A 22,190-nucleotide genomic window follows, 5' to 3' on the forward strand; every position below is an offset into this window, starting at 1 on the left:
CGAGTCGGTGATCGTCGGGAATGGTAACCGTTATCAGTTTCAGGTCACGCCGCCGGGTGGGTGAACCGGGTCGCCGGGCGCCTGCGCACCGCGCGGACCACGGGGAACGCCACCACCGTGAGCAGCGATAGCGCCGGGATGTGGGTGTCGAGGACGAACTCGCCGAGGGTGTAGTCCACCGCCGGTATGGCGAGGCAGGCGACGAACGCGCGGGCCTGGGCGGTGGGCAGCTTGCCGGGCTTGGCCCAGGCCGTCCGGCCGAACGGCTTGGCCACCGACAGCCACACCTGGCACGCCAGGGCCGACGCCATCAGCAGCGACCCGACGCGCATCAGCGTGGGCGAGCCGCCGGGGTGCAGGTTGGGGCTGAGCACGAAGATGCCGATGTAGAGCTGCGAGAACGTGACCACGGTCTTCACCAGCACCCACCAGTGCCGGAAGAAGCCCCACGGGGTGAGGCCGGAGAGCATCAGGCCGCTGAACGCCGAGGTCGTGGCCATGAACTGGAGCACCTCGACGTCGAGCAGCAGCGCCACCTCGAAGGCGGCCGGGTTCTCCAGGGCGTAGGTCACCACGACGAACAGCGCTAACGCCATGCACATCCAGCCCGTGGACGTGATGACGTGCAGCCACACCAACAACTTCCGCGCCACCGGTACCTCCGCATTAGTAGGAACGCTACATATAGAGAGCCTACCTATCGGCGGGGCCGGGTGTGCGATGTCGCGGCGCGGTGTGCATGATCCGGGCATGACGAGGGCGTGGTACCGGCCGATGACGGCCCGGAGGTCCGACGAGGAGCACCGGGTCGCCACCCCGCTGGAGCTGTTGTTCGACCTGTGCTTCGTGGTCGCGGTGGCCTCCGCCGCCGCCAACCTGCACCACGCGCTGAGCGAGGACCACATCGGGCACGGCGTGGCCGGCTACCTGACGGTGTTCTTCGCGATCTGGTGGGCGTGGCTGAACTTCACCTGGTTCGCCTCCGCCTACGACACCGACGACGTCCCCTACCGCCTGACCACGTTGGTCCAGATCGCCGGCGTGCTGGTGGTGGCGGCGGGCGTGCCGAGGGCGTTCGACCGGGCCGACTTCACCGTCATCACGGTCGGGTACGTGATCATGCGGTTGGCGATGGTCGCCCAGTGGCTGCGCGCCGCGCGGTCGGACCGGGAGCGGGCCGCGGGCGCCCGTCGGTACGCGCTGGGCATCACGGTCGTGCAGCTGGGGTGGGTGGCGCGGCTGTGGCTGCCGGACAGCGTGTTCTGGGTCGGGTTCCTGGTGCTGGTCGTGGCCGAGCTGGCCGTGCCGGTGTGGGCCGAGCGGGCCGGGCGCACGACCTGGCACCCCCACCACATCAGCGAGCGGTACGGGCTGTTCACCCTCATCGTGCTGGGCGAGTCGATCCTGGCGGCCACCGGGGCGATCGCGGAGGCCCTGGACGCGGGCCACTCGCAGACCCGGCTGATCTCACTGGCGGTGGCGGGCCTGGTGATCGTGTTCTCGCTGTGGTGGCTCTACTTCGACCACCCGGCGCAGGACCTGCTGACCACCCTGCGGTTCTCCATGACCTGGGGGTACGGGCACTTCCTGATCTTCGCCTCGGTCGCGGCGGTGGGGGCGGGGTTGGAGGTGGCGGTGGACCACGACCTGCACGTGTCGCACCTGTCGGCGCTGGCCGCCGGGCTCGCGACCACGGTGCCGATCGCGGTGTTCCTGCTGGTGGTGTGGTACATCCAGGTGCGCCCGATGCGGCGGGGGCTGATCACGTGGGCGTTCCCGGTGACGGCCCTGCTGGCGCTGCTGGCGTCGTTCTCGCCCGCGCCCATCCACGTGGTCGCGTTGGTGCTGGCGGCGCTGGTCGCGGTGCTGGTAGCCGTGGAGCGCAGGAACGAACCCGTACGACACTGAGGGGGAACACATGGTCCGCGAACTGCGCCTGGTCGTCACCGCCGACGACTACGACGAGGCACTCCAGTTCTACCGGGACGTCCTGGGGCTGCCCGAACGGGCCGCGTTCAGCTCGCCCGGCGGGCGGGTCACCATCCTGGAGGCCGGGCGGGCCACGTTGGAGATCACCGACCCGCCGCACGCCGAGTACATCGACCAGGTCGAGGTCGGCCGGCGGGTCGCCGGGCACATCCGGGTCGCCTTCGAGGTGGACGACTCCACGGCCACCACCCGGGAGCTCGAAGAGGCGGGCGCGACCGTGGTCGCCGAGCCCACCAAGACGCCGTGGAACTCGCTCAACGCCCGGCTCGAAGCGCCTGCCGGGCTCCAGCTCACCCTCTTCACCGAACTCGGCTGACGAAAAGGGGGCCTGCCCGGCGAACGGACAGGCCCCCACAATCGACTCAAGTGCACTACCGCGGGAACAGCTCCCGGTAGTGGCCCTGGGTCTGGACGTTCAGCTCACCCACGCGGATCAGCTTCGCCGTCGCCGTCCGCGGGTCGCGGATGTCGAAGACGTCGAAGCCCTTCGCCATGTCGGACGAGAAGATGTAGCCGTTGTAGTAGTACGTCGACCACGCACCACCGCCCTTGCGGTCGGGCAGCGGGCCGCGCTCGAACCAGCCGATCTCCTTGGGGTTGCGGGAGTCGGTGAAGTCCCACACGGAGAAGCCGCCCTGGTACCACGCCTGCACCATGATGTCGCGGCCCTGGACGGGGATCAGCGAACCGTTGTGCGCCACGCAGTTCTCGGAGTCGGCCTGGGTCCGGGGGATCTTGTAGTACGACCGGAACTCCAGCTTGCGGGCGTCGCCCTGGCCGGTGACGTCGTAGATGCCGTCCGCACCGCGCAGGGGACCGATCTTCGGGTTGCAGGTGGCCGCGCTGCCGCCGCCGAGCTCGTCGGTGAAGACGACCTTGGTGCCGGCGTTGTTGAACGTGGCCGAGTGCCAGAACGCGAAGTTCACGTTGTCCTGCACGCGGTTGATCTCGCGGGGGTTCTCGCGGTCGGAGATGTCCCACAGCACGCCGTCACCCATGCACGCGCCCGCGGCGAGGTCCTTGGACGGGTACACGGTGATGTCGTGGCAACCTGAGGTAGCACGCACGTAACCGGTGTCGACGTCGCCGTCACGGCCCGGGTTGCCGCCGTCGGGGAACAGCACGCGCTCGGTCAGCAGGCTGGCCGAGGCGGGGTCCTTCAGCGGGACCTTGACGATGGAGATCAGGTCGTGCGGCGGCTGGCAGTCCGGGAAGGTCGCGTTGGGCGCGTAGGACGACACGTACAGGTAGACGTCCTTGCCCTTCTTGTCCGGCACCAGCGTGTGGGTGTGCGAACCGCACTTGGTCTCGACGGCGGCGATGTAGCGCGGGTTGCGCTTGTCGCTGATGTCGAAGACCTTGACGCCCTCCCACGACTCCTTGATCGTGGCCGGCTGCGGCTTGCTGCTGCACGAGTTGTCGGTGCGCGACGAGTCGGTGGACAGGAACAGCAGGTTCCCGTGCACCGAGATGTCGTTCTGCGAGCCCGGGCACAGCACGGTGCTCACGATCGACGGCTTGTGCGGGTTGCGGATGTCGTAGATGACGAATCCGTCGTAGTTGCCGTCGAACGCGTAGCCGCCCTGGAAGGCCAGGTCGGACCACGTCGACGCCTCGGTGAACGGAGCCGGCTTCGGCAGGTTCGCGAGGTGCTTGATGTTGCGGGTGTGGCGGATCTCGTCGACACCCGGGATCTCGGTGCCCGTCTGGGCGGGCTCGGACAGCTGGGCCTCCGACAGCCCAGCGACGTCCGCGTCCACCTCGGGCGCGGCCAGCGCCTGCGGGCCGAGCACGAGTGACGTGGCGGCCAGTGCCAACGCCCCCAGAGCCGCGCCGGCTCTGCGGCGGCGGGCCGAATCGCGTGCGTTCACTTCAGGTCTCCCCTTCCAAACCTGTAGCAGGGACCGCAGTATTGCCCTTCGCAACGCTAACCACCAGACCCATTAGTCGGTAAGGAGCAGACTTCCGGCTCGTGGGACGGGCGGGTACGTTGTCGCCGAGTCGAGGGGGTCAGGAGCAGATGCGGATCTTGTTCGTGGCGGCGGTGGTGGCGTTCCTGGCCGCGTGCACGGCGAAGGAGTCGAGTGCGCCGGACGTGATCGTGCCGGGCAAACCGGGTGAGCAGGCGCAGACGCTCGCCCCTGAGGACGTCGGCACCGACCGCTGGGTGGCGCCCAACGAGGCCGACCTGAAGTACGTCGTCGGCATGATCGCCCACCACCGGCAAGCGCTGGAGATGTCCGCGCTGGCGCCCGAACGCGCGCAGAACGAGACGGTGAAGGCCCTGGCCTCGCGCATCTACGACACCCAGGGCCCGGAGATCGGCGCGATGGAGCAGTGGCAACGCCAGTTCGGCGAGAAGGCCCCCGCACACGGCCACTCGGGCAAGATGCCCGAAGTGGACCACAAGTCCATGCCCGGCATGGCCACGGACGACCAGATGAACGCCCTCAAGGCCGCCCGCGGCGCCGACTTCGACCGGCTGTTCCTCCAGCTGATGATCGCCCACCACGAGGGCGCGCTGAAGATGGCGCTGGACCTGCTGTCCTCGGGCGCGGACGCACGGGTCGAGGAGATGGCCAACGACGTGATGGTCTCGCAACAGGACGAGATCAACACGATGAAGGCCCTCACGATCCCGTGAGCACGAGGTCCTCACTGGGCTGAAAGGTCTCCACGGCGTTGCCCGTCACATGGCGGGCGATGCCGGCGTTGCGCCGGTGCGCCTCCTTGAAGGAGGCCGAGGCCACCCACGCCTTGAAGTCCTCCTCGGTGTCGAACTCGTTCACCGAGACGTAGGGCTGGTCGGGCCGGGTAGGCCGGAGCAGGGTGCTGCGACGCAATCCCGGCACCCCGGGAAGGTACGTCCGCATGTTGGCGCGGAAGTGCTCTTCGAACTCCTCGGCCCGCTCGGCGGGCACGAACAGGCGGTTGGTCGCCACGAACATCCGGCACCTCCAGGTTCCCGACGCTGTGTAGGCAACTATTCCAACGCGGCGTCGGGAAAACAAGGGGGTACGCTCTCCGGCGTGCCCAGGATCAGCGCCGAGACCCTCGCGGAACACCGCGCGAACCGGCTGCGCTCCCTGCTGGCGGCAGGCCGTGAGATCGTCGCGGAGGAGGGCCCGGACGCCCTGACCCTGGCCGCCCTGGCCCGCCGGGTGGGCCTGTCGAGGCCGTCGCTTTACGAGTACTTCAAGTCGCGGGAGGAACTGGTCGCGGCAATCGTCACGGATGAACTCCCCGACCAGGCCCGGCGGCTGGCAGCAGCGGTACACGCGGTCGACGGCGTACCGGCCAAGGTCGAGGCCTACCTGCGCACGGTCTTGGAGATCATCGTGGACGGCAGCCACGGCGCGGTCGTGGCTCTGTCCGCGCACGCCCTGCCGGAGGAATCCCGCCGCCGCATCCGCGCGGAACACGAGAAGCTGCTGGCCCCCCTCGCGGGCGTCCTGCTGGAGGCCCGCGTACCCCAGCCGGGGCTGCGGGCACTGCTGATCCACGGATCGGTGGAGGCGGCTGCGCGAACCTTGCGCCCCGGCGACGTGGCCCAAAGCGAAGCGGTCCTATCCGCCCTACTCACCCACACCCTCCACGGCCTCGACTCACCCTCCTAGCACCGCTTCCGCCGCACAACACCGCCACCAGCTCGCCTCCCGCCGCGCGCTGATCTCCGACCGCGCGCAGCGCGGTTGCCTTTCGTCGCGCGAAGCGCGGCGGGCGTGTCCGCCGTGGAGGACACAACGCAAGCCGGGTTTCTTGTGTCATCCCCGTATGGCCCGCCCGAAGGGCTACCACACTTTTGGCCGGGTGCAGCCGAAATTTTTGTGAGGAACGAGCAAAAATTTTAGCGGCACCCGGCCAAAAGTGTGGTTGGCTTTGCCGGGCCATACGGGGATGACACAAGAAACCCACTCCCTTGCTTTGTGTCATCCTTGGTGGCTCGCCCGCCGGCGAGGCTCTTTAATCTTTAGAACCCGCGCTTCGCTTCCTCAATCCACGCTTCGCGGGTCAGAACAGGACGCGCTCCGCGCTCTCAAGCTCGAACGCGCTTCGCGCTTTAAAGATCAAAAGCGGCTGGGGAGGCCACCGGTGGGGGACGGGCGTCGGTTCCCCCGCCGCACGGCCTGGCAAAGCCAACCACACTTTCGGTCGGGTGCCGCTAAAATTGTTGCTCGTTCCTCACAACAATTTCGGCTGCACCCGACCGAAAGCGTGGTAGCCCTTCGGGCAGGCCGTACGGCGGGGGAACCGAGGCCCTCGGTTTGTGCTGGCGCACCGCCGCGCGGAGCGCGGCGAAAAGCTCGCCGTCACGCAGCGGCGGAAGAGTCGCCGACGTCACTCGCCGAGCATGTGCGCGCCCTTCTCGGACTCGTCGGTCGCCGTGAACAACCCTCGCGTGTTGGTGATGAACTCGGCCAACGTGAGGAGGCCATCGCTGTCGACGTCCATCGAGTCGAAGGCGATCGAGGCCACCTGCGGGTCGGTGATCCCCGCCCCCCGGTAAAGCCGGCCGAACTCCATCTCGTCGAGCCGGTCGTCCCCGTCGCGGTCGGCGATGGTGAATGCCGCCTGGGCCGCCAGTTCCCACTTGGCCAGCAAGCCGCTGGTGGTCAACCGGCCGCTTTCGTGTGCCACGCGGAAATCGGCCTGGGTCACCACGTCGTCGTGGTCCACGTCCGCGCCCCGGATGTAGTCCCACACACCCTGGTACGCCTTGGTCAGCGCCCGCACCTCCGGCGAGGCGTCGTCGAGCCCGAACTCCCTGCCGATGCCGTGTGCCTTCACCGCGAAGTCGGCCCAGGTGATCTCGCTGTCGTCGTCGGTGTCGAGGGCGGTGAAGATGCGGAAGATGTTGTCGAGGCGCACCTGCTCGGACATGCGGGGATTCCCTTCCTCGGGTCCGTATGGCGCAGGCGAGCGTATCGACGCGGTCGCGACACCAGCGCGGTGAATCAGGGTGCAGATTTCACCCGAAGCGTTAGAAATTCAGTCACCCTCAGTGGGCTCACCCCGGCTCACCCCGGCAATCCCCGGTACGCCCGCCAGTCGCCGACAGCGGTGATGTCGGTCAACTCCGCGCTGTCCAAGTACGCATCGCGCAACACGGTGGCCAACGCCGCACTCCCGTCCTCCAACTCGATCACCCCGATCTCCAACTCAGGCGGTTCGGCCGGAAGCAGGTGATCGCGCAGAACGGTCAGCGGCAGGTCGTACAGCTCACCCACCACCGCCCCGCTCCCCGACGCATGCATCGCCGGAAACCGGTCACCCACCGAGAAATACCGGTACTTGGGCGCACTACGCGCGACACACAACAGGGGCGTCCCCTGCAACTGGTGGTGCAGCGGGCCGCCACGCATCCCGCCGCCGTTGAGGAAGATCAGGGCCATTCGGGTCCTCCTTGTGGATCGGGGTGTCAGTGGTCGTCAGGGGCAGCCCGCCGCCGCCGTGCCGAACCGCGATGATCTCGGCGGCAATGGACACTGCCGTCTCCTCGGGCGTCCGAGCGCCCAGGTCCAAGCCGATGGGGGAGCGCAGACGGGCCAGTTGACCCTCTGTCACGCCCTCGGCGCGCAGTCGAGCCAACCGGTCCAGGTGGGTGCGGCGCGAACCCAGCGCGCCGACGAAACCGACCGGCATCCTCAGCGCCTCCTTCAACAGCGGCACGTCGAACTTCGGGTCGTGGGTCAGCACGCACACGGCCGTGGACGAGTCGACCGGGGTCGAGGCCAGGTAGCGGTGTGGCCAATCCACCACGACCTCGTCGGCGGCCGGGAACCGTTCGGGCGTCGCGAACACCGGCCGCGCGTCGCACACCGTCACGTGGTAGCCGAGGAGCTTCCCCTGCCGTGCCAAAGCCGCCGCATAGTCGATCGCGCCGAACACCAACAACCTCGGCGCAGTACCCCAGGATTCGACCAGCCAACCGTCCACAACGGACGAACGACTGACCGCGTGAGAAGGGAACGCCACCTCACAGGAGCCGCCCTCCAACGACCGCGTCAGCACCACCGGACGACCCTCGCGCGCCGCGCGCAGCGCCTCCCGGATCTCCGGCGTCACGACCTGGACGAACACCTCCAGCTCGCCCCCGCACGTCAACCCCACGGCGAACGCGTCCTCCGCCGAGTACCCGAAGTGCGCGAGCTGCGGCCGGCCGGTCTCCAGCACGGACAGCGCCAGCTCGTACACCGCGCCCTCCACGCACCCGCCGGACACGCTGCCCACGACCCGCCCGTCCGGGTGGACCGCCAGCGCCGCGCCGACCTCGCGGGGCGCGCTGCCCCGCACGGCCACCACGGACGCCACGGCGAACGGACCGTCCCAGTCCGCCACGAGAGAAGCCAGCTCGCGCACTTCGGGTCCTCCTCTAGTGCAGGACCGCAGTCACGCCCTCGACCCCGAAGTACAGGACGAACAGCGCCGCGATCGAGGTCATCAGCCAGCCGACGGACCGCCACTGGCCCTTGCAGATCTTGATCACCACGTACGACACGAGCCCCGCGCCGATGCCGTTGGTGATCGAGTAGGTGAACGGGATGACCGCCACCGTCAGGAACACCGGGATCGTGTAATCGGTGTCGTGCCAGGGGATCCGCCGGCACTGGGCCATCATCAAGCCGCCGATCACCACCAGCGCGGGCGCGGCGGCCTGCGCCGGGACCACCGCCGCCAGCGGCGTGAACAGCAGCGTCGCCGCCAGCAGCCCGCCGGTGACCACGCTGGCCAACCCCGTCCGCGCGCCCTCGCCGACGCCCGCCGCCGATTCCAGGAACACCGTGTTCGGAGACGACCCGGTCACCCCGCCCGCCACCGCGCCCGCGCCGTCGACCAGCAGGATCTTGCCCATGCCCTGGACCTTGCCGTCCCGGGTCAGCCCGGCCTCGTCCGACACCGACGTGATGGTGCCCATCGCGTCGAAGAACCCGGACAGGACCAGCGTGAACAGGAACACCGTCGCCGTGATCACCCCGGCTGAGACGAACCCGCCGAACAGGTCCACCTGCCCGAACAGCCCGAAGTCCGGCGCGGCGACGACGCTGTCCGGCACGTTCGGCGTCACCAGCCCCCACCCCTCGACGTCGAACGCGGCGTTGACCGCGATCGCCAGCACGGTCGCCGCCGCGATGCTGATCAGCACCGCCCCCGGCACGCCCCGGGCCATCAGCACGATCATCAGCAGCAGGCCGAGGCAGAAGATCGCGATCGGCCACCCGGACAGGTGACCGTCGACGCCCATCCGGACCGGCACCGACGAGCCGACCGCGTCCGGCGTCCGGGTCACGAACCCGGCGCTGACCAGGCCGACCAGGGCGATGTAGAGGCCGATGCCGACCGTGATGGCGGTCTTCAACGGCCCCGGGATGGCGTTGATGATCTTCTCCCGGACGCCCGAGGCCGCCATCACCACGATGCACAGGCCTTCGAGCACGACCAGGCCGAACGCCTGCGCCCACGTCATCGTCGGCGCCATCTGGAACGCCACGACGCCGTTCACGCCCAGGCCCGCCGCGAGCGCCAGCGGGGCGTTGCCGACGACACCCATCAGGATGGTCATCACGCCCGCGGCCAGCGCGGTCGCCGTGGTGAGCTGCTCGGTGGTCAGGCGCGCGCCGGTGATGTCGGCCGACGCGCCCAGGATGAGCGGGTTGAGCAATACGATGTACGACATCGCCACGAACGTGGTGATACCGCCGCGCACTTCTCGGCCTATGGTGCTGCCGCGCTCGGATATGCGGAAGAACCGGTCGAGCTGTGTGGACTGCGTGGGTACGTCATCCCTGAGCTGGGTCATGACGATCCTTCCCATGCCGGTGGGCGCTGTGTTCGATGGCCGCGACTCCGTCGCGGCGCGGCGATGCCGCCTGCGGGTCGGCCCACCGCAACGCCTTTTCCGCCGATCGAAAAGCGTGATCGTCGGAAAAGCCGCCGCGGCAGGCCGACGCGGCATCGCCGAGCGATGCCGGCAGGCCCTCGCCCAACCGAACGCGTTTTGAGTGTTTGTGCTCCGGTCAGCACTCGACGGCTCGTGGCCGCTCCGGGTGGTGCGTCAGTAGTCGACGCGGTCGGTTCGGGACAGCCAGGCCGTGAACGGCGCGTTGTCCTCGCCCGTGGAGATCTGGTGCACCGGCAGGCTCCACAGTTCGCGGGGCTTGCCGAACAGCTCGTAGAACTCGCGGTCGTCGAAGCCGGCCGCCGCCGCGTCGTGCCGGTCGGCGGCGTAGACGACGCGGTCCACCCGGGCCCACAGCGCGGCGGACAGGCACAGCGGGCACGGCTCGCAGGACGACACCAGCACGCAGCCGGTGAGCTTGAAGTCGCCGATGGCCTGGCAGGCGGCGCGGATGGCGACCACCTCGGCGTGCGCGGTCGGGTCCAGCGTGGGGGTGACCTGGTTGGTGCCGGTGGCGATCACCTCGCCGTCCCAGATGATCACCGCGCCGAACGGCCCGCCGCCGGCGGCGACGTTGCGGGTGGCCAGCTCGATGGACTCCCGCAGCCAGGCGTGGTCGGGCGAAACAGAGGTGGTCATTGTGCGAAGCTCCAAAGCTCAGGTTCCAGTGATGTGCTCGGGACGCACGGGTACGCGCGTGAGGGCCAAGCCCGTGGCGTTGCGGATGGCCGCCACGATGGCCGGAGTCGAAGAGATCGTGGGCGGCTCGCCGACGCCACGCACGCCGTAGGGGGCGTTCGGGTCGGCCAGTTCGAGCACGTCGATGCTCATCGGCGGCATGTCCAGCACGGTCGGGATCAGGTAGTCGGTGAAGGACGGGTTGCGCACCTTGCCGCCGGCGGTCTGGATCTCCTCCATCACCGCCAGCCCCAACCCCTGCGCCGAACCGCCCTGGATCTGGCCCAGCACGGCCTGCGGGTTGAGCGCCTTGCCGACGTCCTGCGCGCAGTCCAGCTCGACGACCTTCACCAGGCCCAGCTCGACGTCCACGTCCACCACCGCGCGGTGCGCGGCGAAGCCGTACTGGACGTGCGCGCGGCCCTGACCGGTCACCGGGTCCAGCGGCTCGGTGGCCCGGTGCCGCCACTCGACGGTCTCGTCGATGACCTCGTCGCCCAGCAGTTCCACCAGGTCCGTCGTCGAGCGGCCGGCCGCGAGCTTGGCCAGCTTCTCCTTCACCGCCGCGCACGCCGCCTTCACCGCGCCACCGGTGACGTAGGTCTGGCGGGACGCCGAGGTGGAGCCGCCGTTGCCGATGGTGGTGTCCATCGGCAGGATCGTCACCCGCTCGACGCCCAGTTCCGTCCGCACGATCTGCTGCATGATCGTCACCAGGCCCTGTCCGACCTCGCACGCGGCGGTGTGCGCCAGTGCGGCCGGTTCGCCGTTGATGACCTGCAACCGCACGCGGGCGGTGGAGTAGTCGTCGTAGCCCTCGGAGAAGCAGATGTTCTTGATGCCCACCGCGTACCCGACCCCGCGCACCACGCTCTCGCCGTGCGTGGTGTTCGAGACGCCACCGGGGAGGTTCCGCAGATCCCGATCGGACGGCGGCGGCAACGGCTTGTCCTTGACCAGCTTGAGCAACTGCGCCACGGGCGCGGCCGAGTCGACCACCTGGCCGGTCGGCATGACCGACCCCTCGGTCATCGCGTTGACGATCCGCACGTCCACCGGGTCCATGCCCAGCGCTTCGGCCAGCTTGTCCATCTGGGACTCGTAGGCGAACCCCGCCTGCACAGCGCCGAACCCGCGCATCGCGCCGCACGGCGGGTTGTTGGTGTAGACGCCCCAAGCGTCGATGGCCAGGTTGTCCACCTCGTACGGCCCGATGCCCAGCGTGGCCGCGTTGGCGACCACCGCCGGCGTGCTGGACGCGTAAGCGCCGCCGTCGAGGTACATCTTCGCCTTGACGTAGACCAGCTTGCCGGTGCGGTCGGCCCCGTGCTCGTAGTACAGGACGGCCGGGTGCCGGTGCACGTGCCCGTAGAAGGACTCCTCGCGGTTGTAGACCATCTTGGTCGGCTTGCCGGTGTGCAGCGCCAGCAGGCACGCGTGCACCTGCATCGACAGGTCCTCGCGCCCGCCGAACGCCCCGCCGACGCCGGACAGCGTCAGCCGGACCTTGTCCAGCGGCATCCCCAGCGCCGCCGCCACCTGGCCCTGGTCGACGTGCAGCCACTGGGTGGCGATGTAGAGGTCCACGCCGCCGTCCTCGGCGGGCACCGCCAGCCCCGACTCCGGCCCGAGGAAGGCCTGGTCCTGCATCCCGACCTCGTACCGGCCGGTCACCACGACGTCCGCCGTCAGCGAGGGGTCGCCGCGCCGGATCGGCACGTGCCGCACCAGGTTGCCGCCGGGGTGCAGGGGCGTGTCGTCGATCGCGGTCTCCATGTCCACGACCGGCGTCAGCACCTCGTACTCGACCTTGATGCGCTTCATGGCGCGCAAGGCGGTCTCGGGGTGGTCCGCACCTACAAGCGCCACCGGTTCCCCTTGGTAGCGCACGACGTCCTCGGCGAGCACGGGCTGGTCCTTGTGCTCCAAGCCGTACAGGTTGCGCCCGGGTACGTCCTGGTGCGTCAGCACCGCGTACACGCCGGGCACTTTCAGCGCCTCGGTGAGGTCGATCGAGAGGATCTTCGCGTACGGGTGGGGGCTGCGCAGGGTGGCGCCCCAGATCATGTCCTCGTGCCACAGGTCCGAGGCGTAGGCGAACTCGCCGCGCACCTTGAGGTTGCCGTCCGGGCGCTGCGGGCTGGAGCCGATGCCACCGGACACCGAGGACGTCAGTTCAGCGGGCGTGAGGCTCATCGGGTCACCTTCAGTCGGGCGCTCGCGGCACGCAGGTCGCGTGCGAGGTCGGATTCGGGTGCGGTGCGCAGCTCGCCGTCGTCCACGACCACCCGGCCGCCCACCAGCAGCAGCTTCAGGCGGGGCAGGGGTCCGAGGACGAGCGCGGCGACCGGGTCGTCGATGCCCGCGTGGTCCAGGCCGTCCAGCCGCCACACGGCCAGGTCCGCGAGCTTGCCCGGTTCGATCGAGCCGATCTCTTCGGCGCGGCCCAGGCACTTCGCGCCGCCCATCGTGCCCAGCCACAGGGCCTCGCGGACGTCCAGCGCCTTGGGGCCGCCGCGCTGCCGGGCCTGCAACACGGCCTGGTGCAGTTCCTCGACCATCCCGCACGACTCGTTGGACGCGGCCCCGTCCACGCCCAGGCCCACCGGCGCGCCGGCGTCGAGCAGGTCGCGGACGGGCGCGATGCCGGTGCCGAGGCGGCCGTTGGAGGTGGGGCAGTGGGCGGAACCGGTGCTGGTGGTGCCGAGCTTCTTCACGGCGTCCGGCGAGAGGTGCACGGTGTGGGCCAGCCACACGTCCTCGCCCAGCCAGCCGACGCGCTCGGCGTACTCCGTGGGGGAGCAGCCGAACTCGGCCTGGCACTGGTCCTCCTCGTCCAGCGTCTCGGCGAGGTGGGTGTGCAGGCGGACGTCCTTGCGCCGGGCCAGCTCCGCCGCGCCGGTCATCAGCTCCCGGCTCACCGAGAACGGCGAGCAGGGGCCGACGGCGACCTTGACCAGGGCGTCCGGCGACGGGTCGTGGTAGTCGTCGATCGCCTTCTCGGTGGCGATCAATGCGGCCTCGGTCTCCTCGACCAGGTTGTCCGGCGGGAGGCCGCCCTGGGACTGGCCGCGGTCCATCGAGCCGCGGACGGCGTGCAGGCGGATGCCCACCCGCCGACCCGCGGTGACCAGGGCCTCGAACTGGTCGCCGCCCTCGCTGGGGAACACGTAGTGGTGGTCGGCGGCGGTCGTGCAGCCGGTCAGGGCCAGCTTGGCCAGGCCCGCCGACGCCGCCGCGTGCGTGATCTCGGCGTCCAGTCCGCGCCACACCGGGTACAGCGTGGTCAGCCACTCGAACAGGGTCGCGTCCTGCGCGTAGCCCCGGGTGGCCCACTGGTAGAGGTGGTGGTGGGTGTTGACCAGGCCGGGCGTGACCAGGCAGCCGCTGCCGTCCACCCACGTGTGCGGACCGGTCGGCTTCGGGGCCTGACCGGGTCCGACGGCGGTGATCCGGCCGTTCTCGAACACCACGTGCCCGAAAGCGTGCTCGGTGCCGCGACCATCCATTGTGGACACGGCTACGCCGTCAAGGATGGTTGGGGTCATCGCGCACTCTTCTTTTGGGCAGCCAAGCGGACCGCGTCGAGGATCTTCTCGTAGCCCGTGCAGCGGCACAGGTTCCCGGCCAGCGCCTCGCGGATCTCCGGGTCGGACGGCTCGGGCACCCGGTTGACCAGGTCGTGCGCGGCGACGACGAGTCCGGGCGTGCAGAACCCGCACTGCACCGCGCCCGCCTCGACGAACGCCTCCTGCACCGGGTCCAGCCGGTCGCCCTCGGCCAGGCCCTCGACCGTGCGCACCTCGCGGTCCTGCGCCTGACCGGCCGCGACCAGGCACGAACACACCGGCACGTCGTCCAGGTACACCGTGCAGGACCCGCATTCGCCCTGTTCACAGGCGTTCTTCGACCCGGGCAGGCCCAGCCGCTCGCGCAGCACGTACAGCAGGCTCTCGCCCTCCCAGACGTCGTCGGCCTGCCGCTGCTCGCCGTTGACCGTCACGTTCACGCGCATCGCCCTAGGCCGCCTTCCCGGTGTAGTCCTGCCACGCCCAGCCCAGCGTGCGGCGGGCCAGCACGGACAGTGCGTGCTTGCGGTACGCGGCCGAGCCGCGCACGTCGTCGATGGGGCTCGCGGCAGCCGCCACCAGCTCCCCGAACCGGCGTTTCACCGAGTCCAGCAGGGGTCGGGGCGACTCCCACTGGCCGGTGGAGGTCAGCTCGCCGGACAGGAACTCCTCGGCCTCGGTGGCCCGGCGCGGGGTCGGCGCGGCACTGCCCACGGCCGCGCCCACCCGCTGCTCGGCGGGGTGCAGCGCCACCGCGAACGAGCACACGGCGATCACCATCGCGTTGCGCGTGCCGACCTTGGAGAACTGCTGCGGCGCGCGCGTGGCCGGCACGTGCACGGCCGTGATCAGCTCGTCGGGCTCCAGCGCGTTGCGCTTGACGCCCAGGTAGAACTCGGTGGCCGGGATGAACCGCACCCCGCGCGCCGACGCCACCTCGACGGTCGCGCCCGCCGCCAGCAGCACCGGGTGCGTGTCGCCGGCCGGCGAGGCCGCGCCCAGGTTGCCGCCGACCGTGCCCCGGTTGCGGATCTGCGGCGAGCCGACCGTGCGGGAGGCCATCGCCAAGCCCGGCAGCGCGTCGCCCAGCTCGTCGATGATCCGCGCGTACGGCACGCCCGCGCCGATGCGCACCACGCCGTCGCCGGTGGAGTGCTCGCGCAGCTCGGGGACGCGGGTCAGGTCCAGCAGCGCGGCCGGGCGGCGGTGGTCGAAGTTCAGCTCCACCATCACGTCCGTGCCGCCCGCGATCGGCACGGCGTCGGGGCGCTCGGACTTGAGCGCCAGCGCCTCGGCGAGGGTGTCGGGTCGAAGGAAGTCCATCAGCTGCCTCGGTAGGTGGAGTAGGCGAACGGGGACAACAGCAGGGGCACGTGGTGGTGCTCGCCGGGCTCGGTGACCCGGAAGGTCAGCACCACCTCGGGGAAGAACGGGGCCACGTCGCCGGTGTCGAACACCAGCCGGTAGACGCCGGCCCGGTCGCTGGGCCAGCCGGTGATGCGGCCGTCCTCGCCGGTGCGGGCTTGCGCCACCGTCTCGCCGTCGCGCTCCAGGCGCACCGCCAGGCCGACCGCCGGCCTGCCGCGCTGTGCGTCGAGCACGTGGGTGCTGATCGTCACTCGCCCTCCCATCGGTGTGTGAGCCAGTACACAGACCGGGCCGGCCGTTCAGCTACGGCCGCGGCGCATGAATCCCAGGCTCCTACGAGGAGTGGTTTTGTGCTTTCCTACAAACACGATCGGACGAAGGTAAACCGCTCGCGTGACGTGAGGGAGGCGATCGTGTTGCTGGTACGCAGCCTGCTGCGGGTGCCCGAGCTGCGACTGCGCCTCGTGTGCGGCGAGGAGTTCCTCGACAGGCCCGTGACCAGGCTCTACGGCACCGAGCTGCCCGACCCGGCGCGGTACCTGTCCGGCGGCGAGCTGGTCCTGTCCGGCCTGCTCTGGCACCGTTCGGCGGCCGATTGCGAGACCTTCGTCGGCTCTTTGGCGCACGCCGGTGTGGCCGCGTTGGCCGCGAGCGATCCGGAGGCCCGTGAATTGCCGGCTGCGCTGGTCGAGGCCTGCCGGCGGCACGGGGTGCCGTTGTTGGAGGTTCCGATCGACCTGTCGTTCGCGACCATCACCGAGCGGGTCGTGCTGGAACTGGCCGCCGAGCGCGTCGGCGACGCGGGCGCCCAGCTGGGCCGGCACCGGCGGCTGCTGACCGTGGTCGCAGACGGCGGCGGGCTGGGCGAGCTGGTGGCGGCGGGCGCGGCGGAACTGGACGCGCCGGTGCGGGTCCTGTCCACCACCGGGCACGTCGTGGCCGGTCCGGAGCTGCCCGACGCGGCGGTGTTCGTGCGCGAGTTCCTCCAGGCCGACCGGCTGCCCCGGGTGGTGCGGCGCACGACGCTGCTGCCGGTGTCCGAGCGCGGCGGGTCGCGGGTGGCGACCTGGATCGTCGTGGTCGACGGCGACCGGGCGCACGACGAGGTGGCGGCCGAGCTGGCCAGCCTGGTGGGCGTCGAGCGGACCCGGGTGGTGCAGGAGCGGCGCATCGAGAACCGGGCGGCCGGGCCGCTGCTGCGCGAGGTGCTGTCCGGGACGGGCGACCTGGGGCCTCGGCTGGCGGCCGTCGGGTGGGACGCCGCCGAGTTCCGGGTGGTCGCCGCGTCCGCCACGGACGGGCGGGTGGAGCAGGCGGCGGCGTTGCTGGAGGAGGTCCTGGCGCCCGTCGCGCCGCACGCCCTGGTGTCGGTGCACGGCGACGAGGTCTACGCGATCGCGCCCTCGGGGCCGGGCTGGGCGGAGGCCGTGCGCGCCGGCCTGCGGACCGTCGAGCCGGGGTTGGGGTCGGCGCGGGTGCTGGTGGGCATCTCGTCCGCCGTGGGCGCGGCCGGGTTGCGCGGGGCGGCGGAGGAGGCGTCGCACGCGCGGCGGCTGGGGGAGCGGCGGCCGGGGCGGACCTGCGTCGTCGCGGGCGAGGAGATCGCGCTGCACCAACTGCTGCTGGCCGGGGTGCCGGAGGAGCTGCGCGGGTCGTTGCGGCGGCGGGTGCTGGGGCCGGTGCTGGACTACGACGCCGAGCACGGGTCGGACCTGGTGGGCACCTTGCGGGTGTTCCTGGACTGCTCCGGGTCGTGGACGACGGCGGCGGCACGGCTGCACGTCCACGTGAACACCCTGCGCTACCGGGTGGGGCGGGTGGAGGAGCTGCTGGGCGTGGACCTCTCGGATTTCACGTCCCGGGTGGACCTGTACCTGGCTCTGCACGCGGGTTGATACTTGAGGCATGGCCTCCGCGCCGTGGGGCAACCTCGCCTTGTTCGCGGGCGTCGCACTCGCGCCGTCCGCGCTCTGCTGGGCCGTGCTCCACATCCCCCGGCTGATCCGGCGGTTGCGGAGAGAGCCGGTTGCGCCGCAAGGGCTTCCGATCGAGCAGCTGGCCGCCGACCTGAGGCGCGTGCACCGGGTGCTGGCGCTCATCCGCCCCGGCACGCCGTACGCCCGCCGCGCAGGGGTGCGGCAGGCGTACGACGTCCTGTTGGCACAGGCCTGTGCGGCGGTCGGGGTGGTCCACCGCCTCGACGACCTGCCCGAGGGCGTGGACCGGGACATCGAGCGGCTCCGCGTGGAGGAGGCGCTGCGGCAGGAGGGCCTGGCCATCCCGTGAGCACGGGCCGGGCGCGAACCGGCCACCTGCGAACGAGCCGCGGGTGAACCGGCCGCGGGTGAACGAGCCGCCCCCTCGTGGACCCCGCCGTTGGTCCGCAAGGGGGCGGCCCGCCTTCACCGCACCTGCTGCCAGGGCACCCGCGTCGGGCGCTGGCCCGTCGCGAGGAACTCCTCGATCGCCACGGCCAGGTCGGCCACGGGGATCTCGCAGTGGGTGGGGAACCGCACCCCGGCGTAGCGGGGGCGCAGGCGGGGGCCTTCGCCGAGGCTGGCCCACGAGCCGGTGAACACGTCGGTGAACAGCATCGCCCCGCGGTCGCCGCGCACACCCACCCACACCCGGTTGTCCGGGGTGTCGCGGTGCACGAGGGTCGCGTCCTCGGCGACGGAGAGCAGGTCCAGCAGGCGGCGGACGTCCTCGGTGCCGCGCACCTCGTCGACCCCGGTCCGGTGGTGTGCCTGGATCATCGTCACTCCTTGCACTTCTTGCCGGAGTTGATGCAGTCCACCACGCGGTTCATGATCTCCTGGGACATCACGTTGGCGAAGTCGTCGTGGTCGGACAGCGGGTTGTGCTCCTCCTCGGGGAACGCGTCGACCGCGTACTGGCCGTTCTGCTGGACGTCCCGGGGGATGTTGTAGGTCAGGCTGATCCGCAGCTGCGGCACGGCCCGGAAACCCCTGGGGCACTTGCCGTTCTCGTTCGGGTAGACGATGTGGTCGCGGTGGTTGGCGCTGTCGGTGTTCTTGCCGTCCCAGCAGCTGGGGAAGTCGTGGATGCGCTTGACCTTGCTGCCCTGCGGGCACACCGGGTACTTGTCCAGCTGCACCTTGTCCTCGAAACCGGTGCAGGTCCAGGACTTCCGGGCGTTCTTCGGGCCGTTCTGCGTGACCTTGGCGTCGCCGTAGAGGATGCGCAGGAACTGCGGCATCGCGACGACCTTGCCGGTGGGGCTGCCGCGGAAGGTCAGGTCCACGACCTCGGGGCGCTGGATCTCGCCCTCGTTGCCGGGCAGCTCGTTCTCGTCGCTCCCGCTCTTGCCGTCACCCTTCTCCGGCGCGTCGGCTTCGGCTTCCTTCTGCTGCTCGGCGACCTTGACGTCCTTGCTGTCGCCGTCCTTGACCGTGCACGGGGCCAGGCGCTGCAACCCGCGCGGCCGTTGCGCCACCCGGTCGATGGCCTCCACGATCCGGCCGATCGCCGCGGACCGCTTGTCCCGCAACGGTCCCAGGATCGCGTTGTTGACGAAGTTCGGGTCGTCGACGTTCGCGGCCTTCTTCAGCTTGTCGTTGGCCTCGGCGATCTGCTGCTTGAGCTGCCCGAGGTTGCGGTCGACCTCGGCCCGGGCCTGCTGCGGGACGTTGCGCAGCTTGCGCTTGACGTCCGGGCACTCGACCTCGGCGTTCGCGGGCTTGCCGGGTTCCTCCTCCTCGTTGTCGCGGTCGATGCGGACCACGGGCCAGAAGTAGGCGGACTTGTCACCGTTCTTGCAGGTGGTGTCGGCCTCGGCCAGGCTCTCGTTGGTGGAGTCGGCGTCGGTGGACACGTTGCCGACGTAGTCGTGCAGGTGCTGGGCGCCGTTGCGGACCCCGGGCTGGGCGATGAAGTTGTCCGGGTTGAAGTGCCCGTTCTCGTTGCGCCCGCAGTCGACGGTGAAGGTGCCGTTGGTGGCGTCGCCTTCCGGCCTGGGCGCCTTGACGTTGCGCGCCTGCTTGGTGATGTCGACGAACAGGGACTTGTCGGCCCCGTCCGCCTGGGCGGTGCCCTGGTCTCCGGTGGTGGAGATCGCGACCGCCAGGCCGATCGTCAGCGCCAGCCCGGCGGCCCCGGCTGTGAGCTTGGTGCGCCGCGAGAAGCGGTGCCGCCCCTGGTTTCGCGTCATGGAAGTGTCACCTCGTCGTAGGTACGCGCATTCGCTTCGAACCCCGACCGCCGGTGGGCGGTGGACACCGTGGCATACGTGCCGATCCCAGTCCGCGACCTGGCCGTTACCTTTTCGTTATCTTGTGCCCACCCCTAACATTGGAGACTGGAACGGGTGGACCACGGCGCAGAGAACGTCATCTCCGGCACCACCCACGGACCGGTCGTCCAAGCGGGCCAGGTCAACGACATCCACTTCCACCACCACGAACCCGCCGCGCCGGTCATCCCGCGCCAACTCCCACCCGCTCCCAGGCTCTTCGCCGGCCGCCGCCGCGAACTGGACGACCTGGACCGCTGGTTCGCCGCCGAGGAGGCGCTGGTGGCCGTGGTCAGCGGACCGGGCGGAGTGGGCAAGACCTCCCTGGCCCTGCGCTGGCTGCACGACGCCCGCACCCGCTTCCCCGACGGCCAGCTCTACGTGGAGTTGGGCGCACACGCCCCGGGCGGCCCGGCCACGCCGTCGGAGGTGCTGGAGTGGTTCCTGCTGGCCCTGGGCACACCCGCTGCGGAGATCCCCGTCGAGCTGCCCCGAAGACAGGCCGCGTTCCGCACCCTGACCGCAGAACGCAGAGTGGCCTTCCTCCTGGACGACGCGGTCTCGGCCGCCCAGATCCGCCCCCTGCTCCCGACCTCGCCGCACAGCGCGGTCCTGGTCACCAGCCGCTGGCGCCTGAGCGGCCTGGCCGTCGACGGCGCCCGTTTCGTGGAGGTCGAGTCCTTCGACGAAGACGCCTCCCTGGAACTCCTGGAACGCGCCCTGGGCCCGAGGGTCGCCTCGGAACCAGACGCGGCCCGCGAACTGGCCCACCTGTGCGGCGGCCTGCCCATAGCCCTGTCCGTGGTGGGCGCCCGCCTGTCCACCCACCCCCGCCGAACCCTGTCCGGCGAGGTCGGCTCCCTGCGCACGGAACGCCTGCGCTCGCTGAACATCGACGGCGGGGTGTCCGTGGAAGCCGTCTTCGACCTGTCCTATGTGGAGCTTCCGGCACGGCACGCCCGCGTCTACCGGTTGTGCTCGGTGAACCCCGGGACGTCCTTCGGCGTCGGGGCCGCCGCCGCGGCTGCCGGCGAACCGTCACCCGACATCGCGCCGGTGCTGGCGGACCTGGTGGACAAGAACCTGCTCAACGAGGTGGGCGACGAGCGCTACGGGTTCCACGACCTGCTGCGCGCTCACGCCCGTCAGCACGCGGAGTGGCACTCGGCGGCCGAGCGGGAGGCCGCGCTGTGGCGGGTCGTCGAGTGGTACCTGGACGGGGCGGTCGCGGCGGACCGGGTCATCGTGCCCGACCGACCACGCGTCGGACCGCGCTACGACGCGGTGCCACCGGGTTTCGGCGACGTGGGCGAAGCGCTGGACTGGCTGGAAGCCGAGCGCGACAACCTGGTGGCGGCGACCCGCGAGGCCGCCGACCAGGGCCGGCCCGACCTCGCCTGGCAACTCGCCGAAGCCCAGTGGGGTCTCTACCTGCACCGCCGCCACCTCGCCGACTGGGTGGCCACGCACGAGCTCGGCGCCGAGGCCGCGCGCCTCGCCGGCAACACCGTGGCCCAGTCCCGCCTGCGCCTGCAACTGGCCATCGGCTACGTCAACCAGGGACGCGGGGACGACGCCTCCCGCGAGGTCGCACTGGCCCTCGACCTCGCCACCACCGCAGGCGACCTGGGTTCCGTCGCCACCGCCTTGCGCCAACTAGGTCGGATCGCCCGCACCGGCGGCGACAGCGAGGCCGCGCTGGCGTACTTCCGCCAGTCACTCGACGTCGAGACCACGCTGGGCCGCGCGCGGGGCGTGGCGTTCGCGCACCGCCGCATCGCCGAGGCGCTGACCGACCTGGGCCGCCACGGCGAAGCGATCACCGAGTTCACCACCGCCGAGACGATCCTGGCCGACCTGGCACAGACCGTGGAACTGGCCCGCCTGCGCAGCGTCATGGCCCACCCCCTGCTGGCCCTGAACCGCGTGGACGAGGCCGCGCAACTCCTGGAAGCCGCACACCCCGTCCTGGCGCGCACCGGATCCCCGTCCTACCTCGCCGCAGTGCTGCTCCCGCTGGCAGAGGTGGCACGCCGCCGCGACGACCCGACAAAGGCCCGCGACCACCTCCGCGCGGCAGCGGACGCCTACACGGCGGCGGGCGAACAGGTGCCCGACGAGATCCGGTCGCTCTTGGCCGACTAGTCGAGCAAGGCGCAAGTCGGGCTGGCAGAGGCGCAGGGCACGCTCTTCGCCCCCTCCCGCACCGCCCCCCGCACCGCCCTTCCCCCCACACACACCACCCTTCCCCCCGCACCGCCCCCCGCACCGCCCCTCGCCCCCGCACCGCCCCTCGCCCCCGCACCGCCCCTCGCCCCCCACACGGCCCTTCGCGCCCGCAGGGCGTGCTTTTCCTTTGGGCTCGCGCAGCAGACCTCCCAACTTGGGCTTCTTCCGTCATCCCCGTATGGCCTGCCCGAAGGGCTACCACAGATTT

General features: G+C 70.7%; 23 protein-coding genes. 8 read left to right on the forward strand and 15 right to left on the reverse strand.

From position 1 onward, the window contains the following. Nucleotides 1-44 precede the first annotated feature (44 nt). Nucleotides 45-653, reverse strand: coding sequence for a hypothetical protein (locus tag WBN91_RS18225; protein ID WP_337722037.1), 609 nt, complete (start codon nucleotides 651-653; stop codon nucleotides 45-47). Between the two features lie 97 nt (nucleotides 654-750). On the opposite strand from WBN91_RS18225, the gene WBN91_RS18230 reads away from it, so the two are divergent. Then, complete coding sequence (locus WBN91_RS18230; protein ID WP_337722036.1) at nucleotides 751-1,908, forward strand: low temperature requirement protein A; 1,158 nt, start codon at nucleotides 751-753, stop codon at nucleotides 1,906-1,908. A gap of 10 nt (nucleotides 1,909-1,918) precedes the next feature. Continuing rightward, nucleotides 1,919-2,305, forward strand: a complete 387-nt coding sequence (locus tag WBN91_RS18235; RefSeq protein ID WP_337722035.1) for a VOC family protein — start codon at nucleotides 1,919-1,921, stop codon at nucleotides 2,303-2,305. Nucleotides 2,306-2,360: 55 nt separating this feature from the next. On the opposite strand, the gene WBN91_RS18240 is transcribed toward WBN91_RS18235, so the two are convergent. After that, a complete protein-coding gene (locus tag WBN91_RS18240) occupies nucleotides 2,361-3,860 on the reverse strand; it encodes an LVIVD repeat-containing protein (protein ID WP_443217743.1) in 1,500 nt (499 codons plus the stop codon). Nucleotides 3,861-4,009: 149 nt separating this feature from the next. Here WBN91_RS18240 and WBN91_RS18245 point away from each other — a divergent pair, with 149 nt between their 5' ends. Next, complete coding sequence (locus tag WBN91_RS18245) at nucleotides 4,010-4,633, forward strand: DUF305 domain-containing protein (protein WP_337722034.1); 624 nt, start codon at nucleotides 4,010-4,012, stop codon at nucleotides 4,631-4,633. Here the strand turns inward: WBN91_RS18245 and WBN91_RS18250 are convergent. Further along, nucleotides 4,620-4,937, reverse strand: coding sequence for an antibiotic biosynthesis monooxygenase family protein (locus WBN91_RS18250; protein WP_337722033.1), 318 nt, complete (start codon nucleotides 4,935-4,937; stop codon nucleotides 4,620-4,622). The genes WBN91_RS18245 and WBN91_RS18250 overlap by 14 nt on opposite strands. Before the next feature lie 81 nt (nucleotides 4,938-5,018). Between WBN91_RS18250 and WBN91_RS18255 the strand changes: the two genes are divergently transcribed. Next, entirely contained in the window at nucleotides 5,019-5,606 is a 588-nt protein-coding gene (locus WBN91_RS18255) for a TetR/AcrR family transcriptional regulator (RefSeq protein ID WP_337722032.1), read from the forward strand. 721 nt (nucleotides 5,607-6,327) lie between these two features. Here the strand turns inward: WBN91_RS18255 and WBN91_RS18260 are convergent. From WBN91_RS18260 to WBN91_RS18275, 4 genes are all read right to left on the reverse strand, one after another. Continuing rightward, nucleotides 6,328-6,870: an EF-hand domain-containing protein gene (locus WBN91_RS18260; RefSeq protein WP_337722031.1), complete on the reverse strand. Its 543-nt coding sequence runs from the start codon at nucleotides 6,868-6,870 to the stop codon at nucleotides 6,328-6,330. A 137-nt stretch (nucleotides 6,871-7,007) separates the two neighbouring features. After that, complete coding sequence (locus WBN91_RS18265; protein WP_337722030.1) at nucleotides 7,008-7,382, reverse strand: allophanate hydrolase-related protein; 375 nt, start codon at nucleotides 7,380-7,382, stop codon at nucleotides 7,008-7,010. After that, a complete protein-coding gene (locus WBN91_RS18270; RefSeq protein ID WP_337722029.1) occupies nucleotides 7,291-8,349 on the reverse strand; it encodes an XdhC family protein in 1,059 nt (352 codons plus the stop codon). The genes WBN91_RS18265 and WBN91_RS18270 overlap by 92 nt, the downstream gene beginning before the upstream one ends. Before the next feature lie 13 nt (nucleotides 8,350-8,362). Continuing rightward, complete coding sequence (locus WBN91_RS18275) at nucleotides 8,363-9,664, reverse strand: NCS2 family permease (RefSeq protein ID WP_443217744.1); 1,302 nt, start codon at nucleotides 9,662-9,664, stop codon at nucleotides 8,363-8,365. Here WBN91_RS18275 and WBN91_RS18280 point away from each other — a divergent pair. Then, nucleotides 9,654-9,989, forward strand: a complete 336-nt coding sequence (locus tag WBN91_RS18280) for a hypothetical protein (RefSeq protein ID WP_337722113.1) — start codon at nucleotides 9,654-9,656, stop codon at nucleotides 9,987-9,989. The two genes, WBN91_RS18275 and WBN91_RS18280, sit on opposite strands and share 11 nt — an antisense overlap. Nucleotides 9,990-10,042: 53 nt before the next feature. Here WBN91_RS18280 and WBN91_RS18285 read toward each other — a convergent pair whose 3' ends face one another. Genes WBN91_RS18285 through uraH form a run of 6 tightly spaced genes read right to left on the reverse strand, consistent with a single transcriptional unit; the run spans nucleotide 10,043 to nucleotide 15,764 of the window. Continuing rightward, nucleotides 10,043-10,525, reverse strand: a complete 483-nt coding sequence (locus WBN91_RS18285) for a nucleoside deaminase (RefSeq protein ID WP_337722028.1) — start codon at nucleotides 10,523-10,525, stop codon at nucleotides 10,043-10,045. Between the two features lie 18 nt (nucleotides 10,526-10,543). After that, nucleotides 10,544-12,760 carry a molybdopterin cofactor-binding domain-containing protein gene (locus WBN91_RS18290; RefSeq protein ID WP_337722027.1) on the reverse strand — a complete coding sequence of 739 codons (2,217 nt, stop codon included), beginning with the start codon at nucleotides 12,758-12,760 and terminating at the stop codon, nucleotides 10,544-10,546. Further along, nucleotides 12,757-14,112 (reverse strand): 8-oxoguanine deaminase, encoded by a 1,356-nt coding sequence (locus tag WBN91_RS18295; protein ID WP_337722026.1) that lies wholly within the window; start codon nucleotides 14,110-14,112, stop codon nucleotides 12,757-12,759. The genes WBN91_RS18290 and WBN91_RS18295 overlap by 4 nt, the downstream gene beginning before the upstream one ends. Beyond that, nucleotides 14,109-14,579: a (2Fe-2S)-binding protein gene (locus tag WBN91_RS18300; RefSeq protein WP_337722025.1), complete on the reverse strand. Its 471-nt coding sequence runs from the start codon at nucleotides 14,577-14,579 to the stop codon at nucleotides 14,109-14,111. Before WBN91_RS18300 ends, WBN91_RS18295 begins: the two co-directional genes overlap by 4 nt. Nucleotides 14,580-14,583: 4 nt before the next feature. After that, entirely contained in the window at nucleotides 14,584-15,456 is an 873-nt protein-coding gene (locus WBN91_RS18305) for an FAD binding domain-containing protein (protein WP_337722024.1), read from the reverse strand. After that, nucleotides 15,456-15,764, reverse strand: coding sequence for a hydroxyisourate hydrolase (gene uraH, locus WBN91_RS18310; RefSeq protein WP_337722023.1), 309 nt, complete (start codon nucleotides 15,762-15,764; stop codon nucleotides 15,456-15,458). Before uraH ends, WBN91_RS18305 begins: the two co-directional genes overlap by 1 nt. A gap of 150 nt (nucleotides 15,765-15,914) precedes the next feature. Here uraH and WBN91_RS18315 point away from each other — a divergent pair, with 150 nt between their 5' ends. Next, nucleotides 15,915-17,396 carry a PucR family transcriptional regulator gene (locus WBN91_RS18315; protein WP_337722022.1) on the forward strand — a complete coding sequence of 494 codons (1,482 nt, stop codon included), beginning with the start codon at nucleotides 15,915-15,917 and terminating at the stop codon, nucleotides 17,394-17,396. A gap of 10 nt (nucleotides 17,397-17,406) precedes the next feature. Further along, a complete protein-coding gene (locus tag WBN91_RS18320) occupies nucleotides 17,407-17,787 on the forward strand; it encodes a hypothetical protein (protein WP_337722021.1) in 381 nt (126 codons plus the stop codon). 116 nt (nucleotides 17,788-17,903) lie between these two features. Here the strand turns inward: WBN91_RS18320 and WBN91_RS18325 are convergent, their stop codons facing one another. Together WBN91_RS18325 and WBN91_RS18330 are read right to left on the reverse strand one after the other, a co-directional pair. Continuing rightward, nucleotides 17,904-18,257 (reverse strand): Imm1 family immunity protein, encoded by a 354-nt coding sequence (locus tag WBN91_RS18325; RefSeq protein WP_337722020.1) that lies wholly within the window; start codon nucleotides 18,255-18,257, stop codon nucleotides 17,904-17,906. Nucleotides 18,258-18,259: 2 nt separating this feature from the next. Continuing rightward, nucleotides 18,260-19,672: a DUF1996 domain-containing protein gene (locus WBN91_RS18330; RefSeq protein ID WP_337722019.1), complete on the reverse strand. Its 1,413-nt coding sequence runs from the start codon at nucleotides 19,670-19,672 to the stop codon at nucleotides 18,260-18,262. Between the two features lie 156 nt (nucleotides 19,673-19,828). Here WBN91_RS18330 and WBN91_RS18335 point away from each other — a divergent pair, with 156 nt between their 5' ends. Further along, nucleotides 19,829-21,898, forward strand: coding sequence for a tetratricopeptide repeat protein (locus WBN91_RS18335; RefSeq protein WP_337722018.1), 2,070 nt, complete (start codon nucleotides 19,829-19,831; stop codon nucleotides 21,896-21,898). Nucleotides 21,899-22,190 lie beyond the last annotated feature (292 nt).

It is taken from the genome of Saccharothrix sp. CCNWYY140 (assembly GCF_037401995.1).
Classification (GTDB): Bacteria; Actinomycetota; Actinomycetes; order Mycobacteriales; family Pseudonocardiaceae; genus Actinosynnema.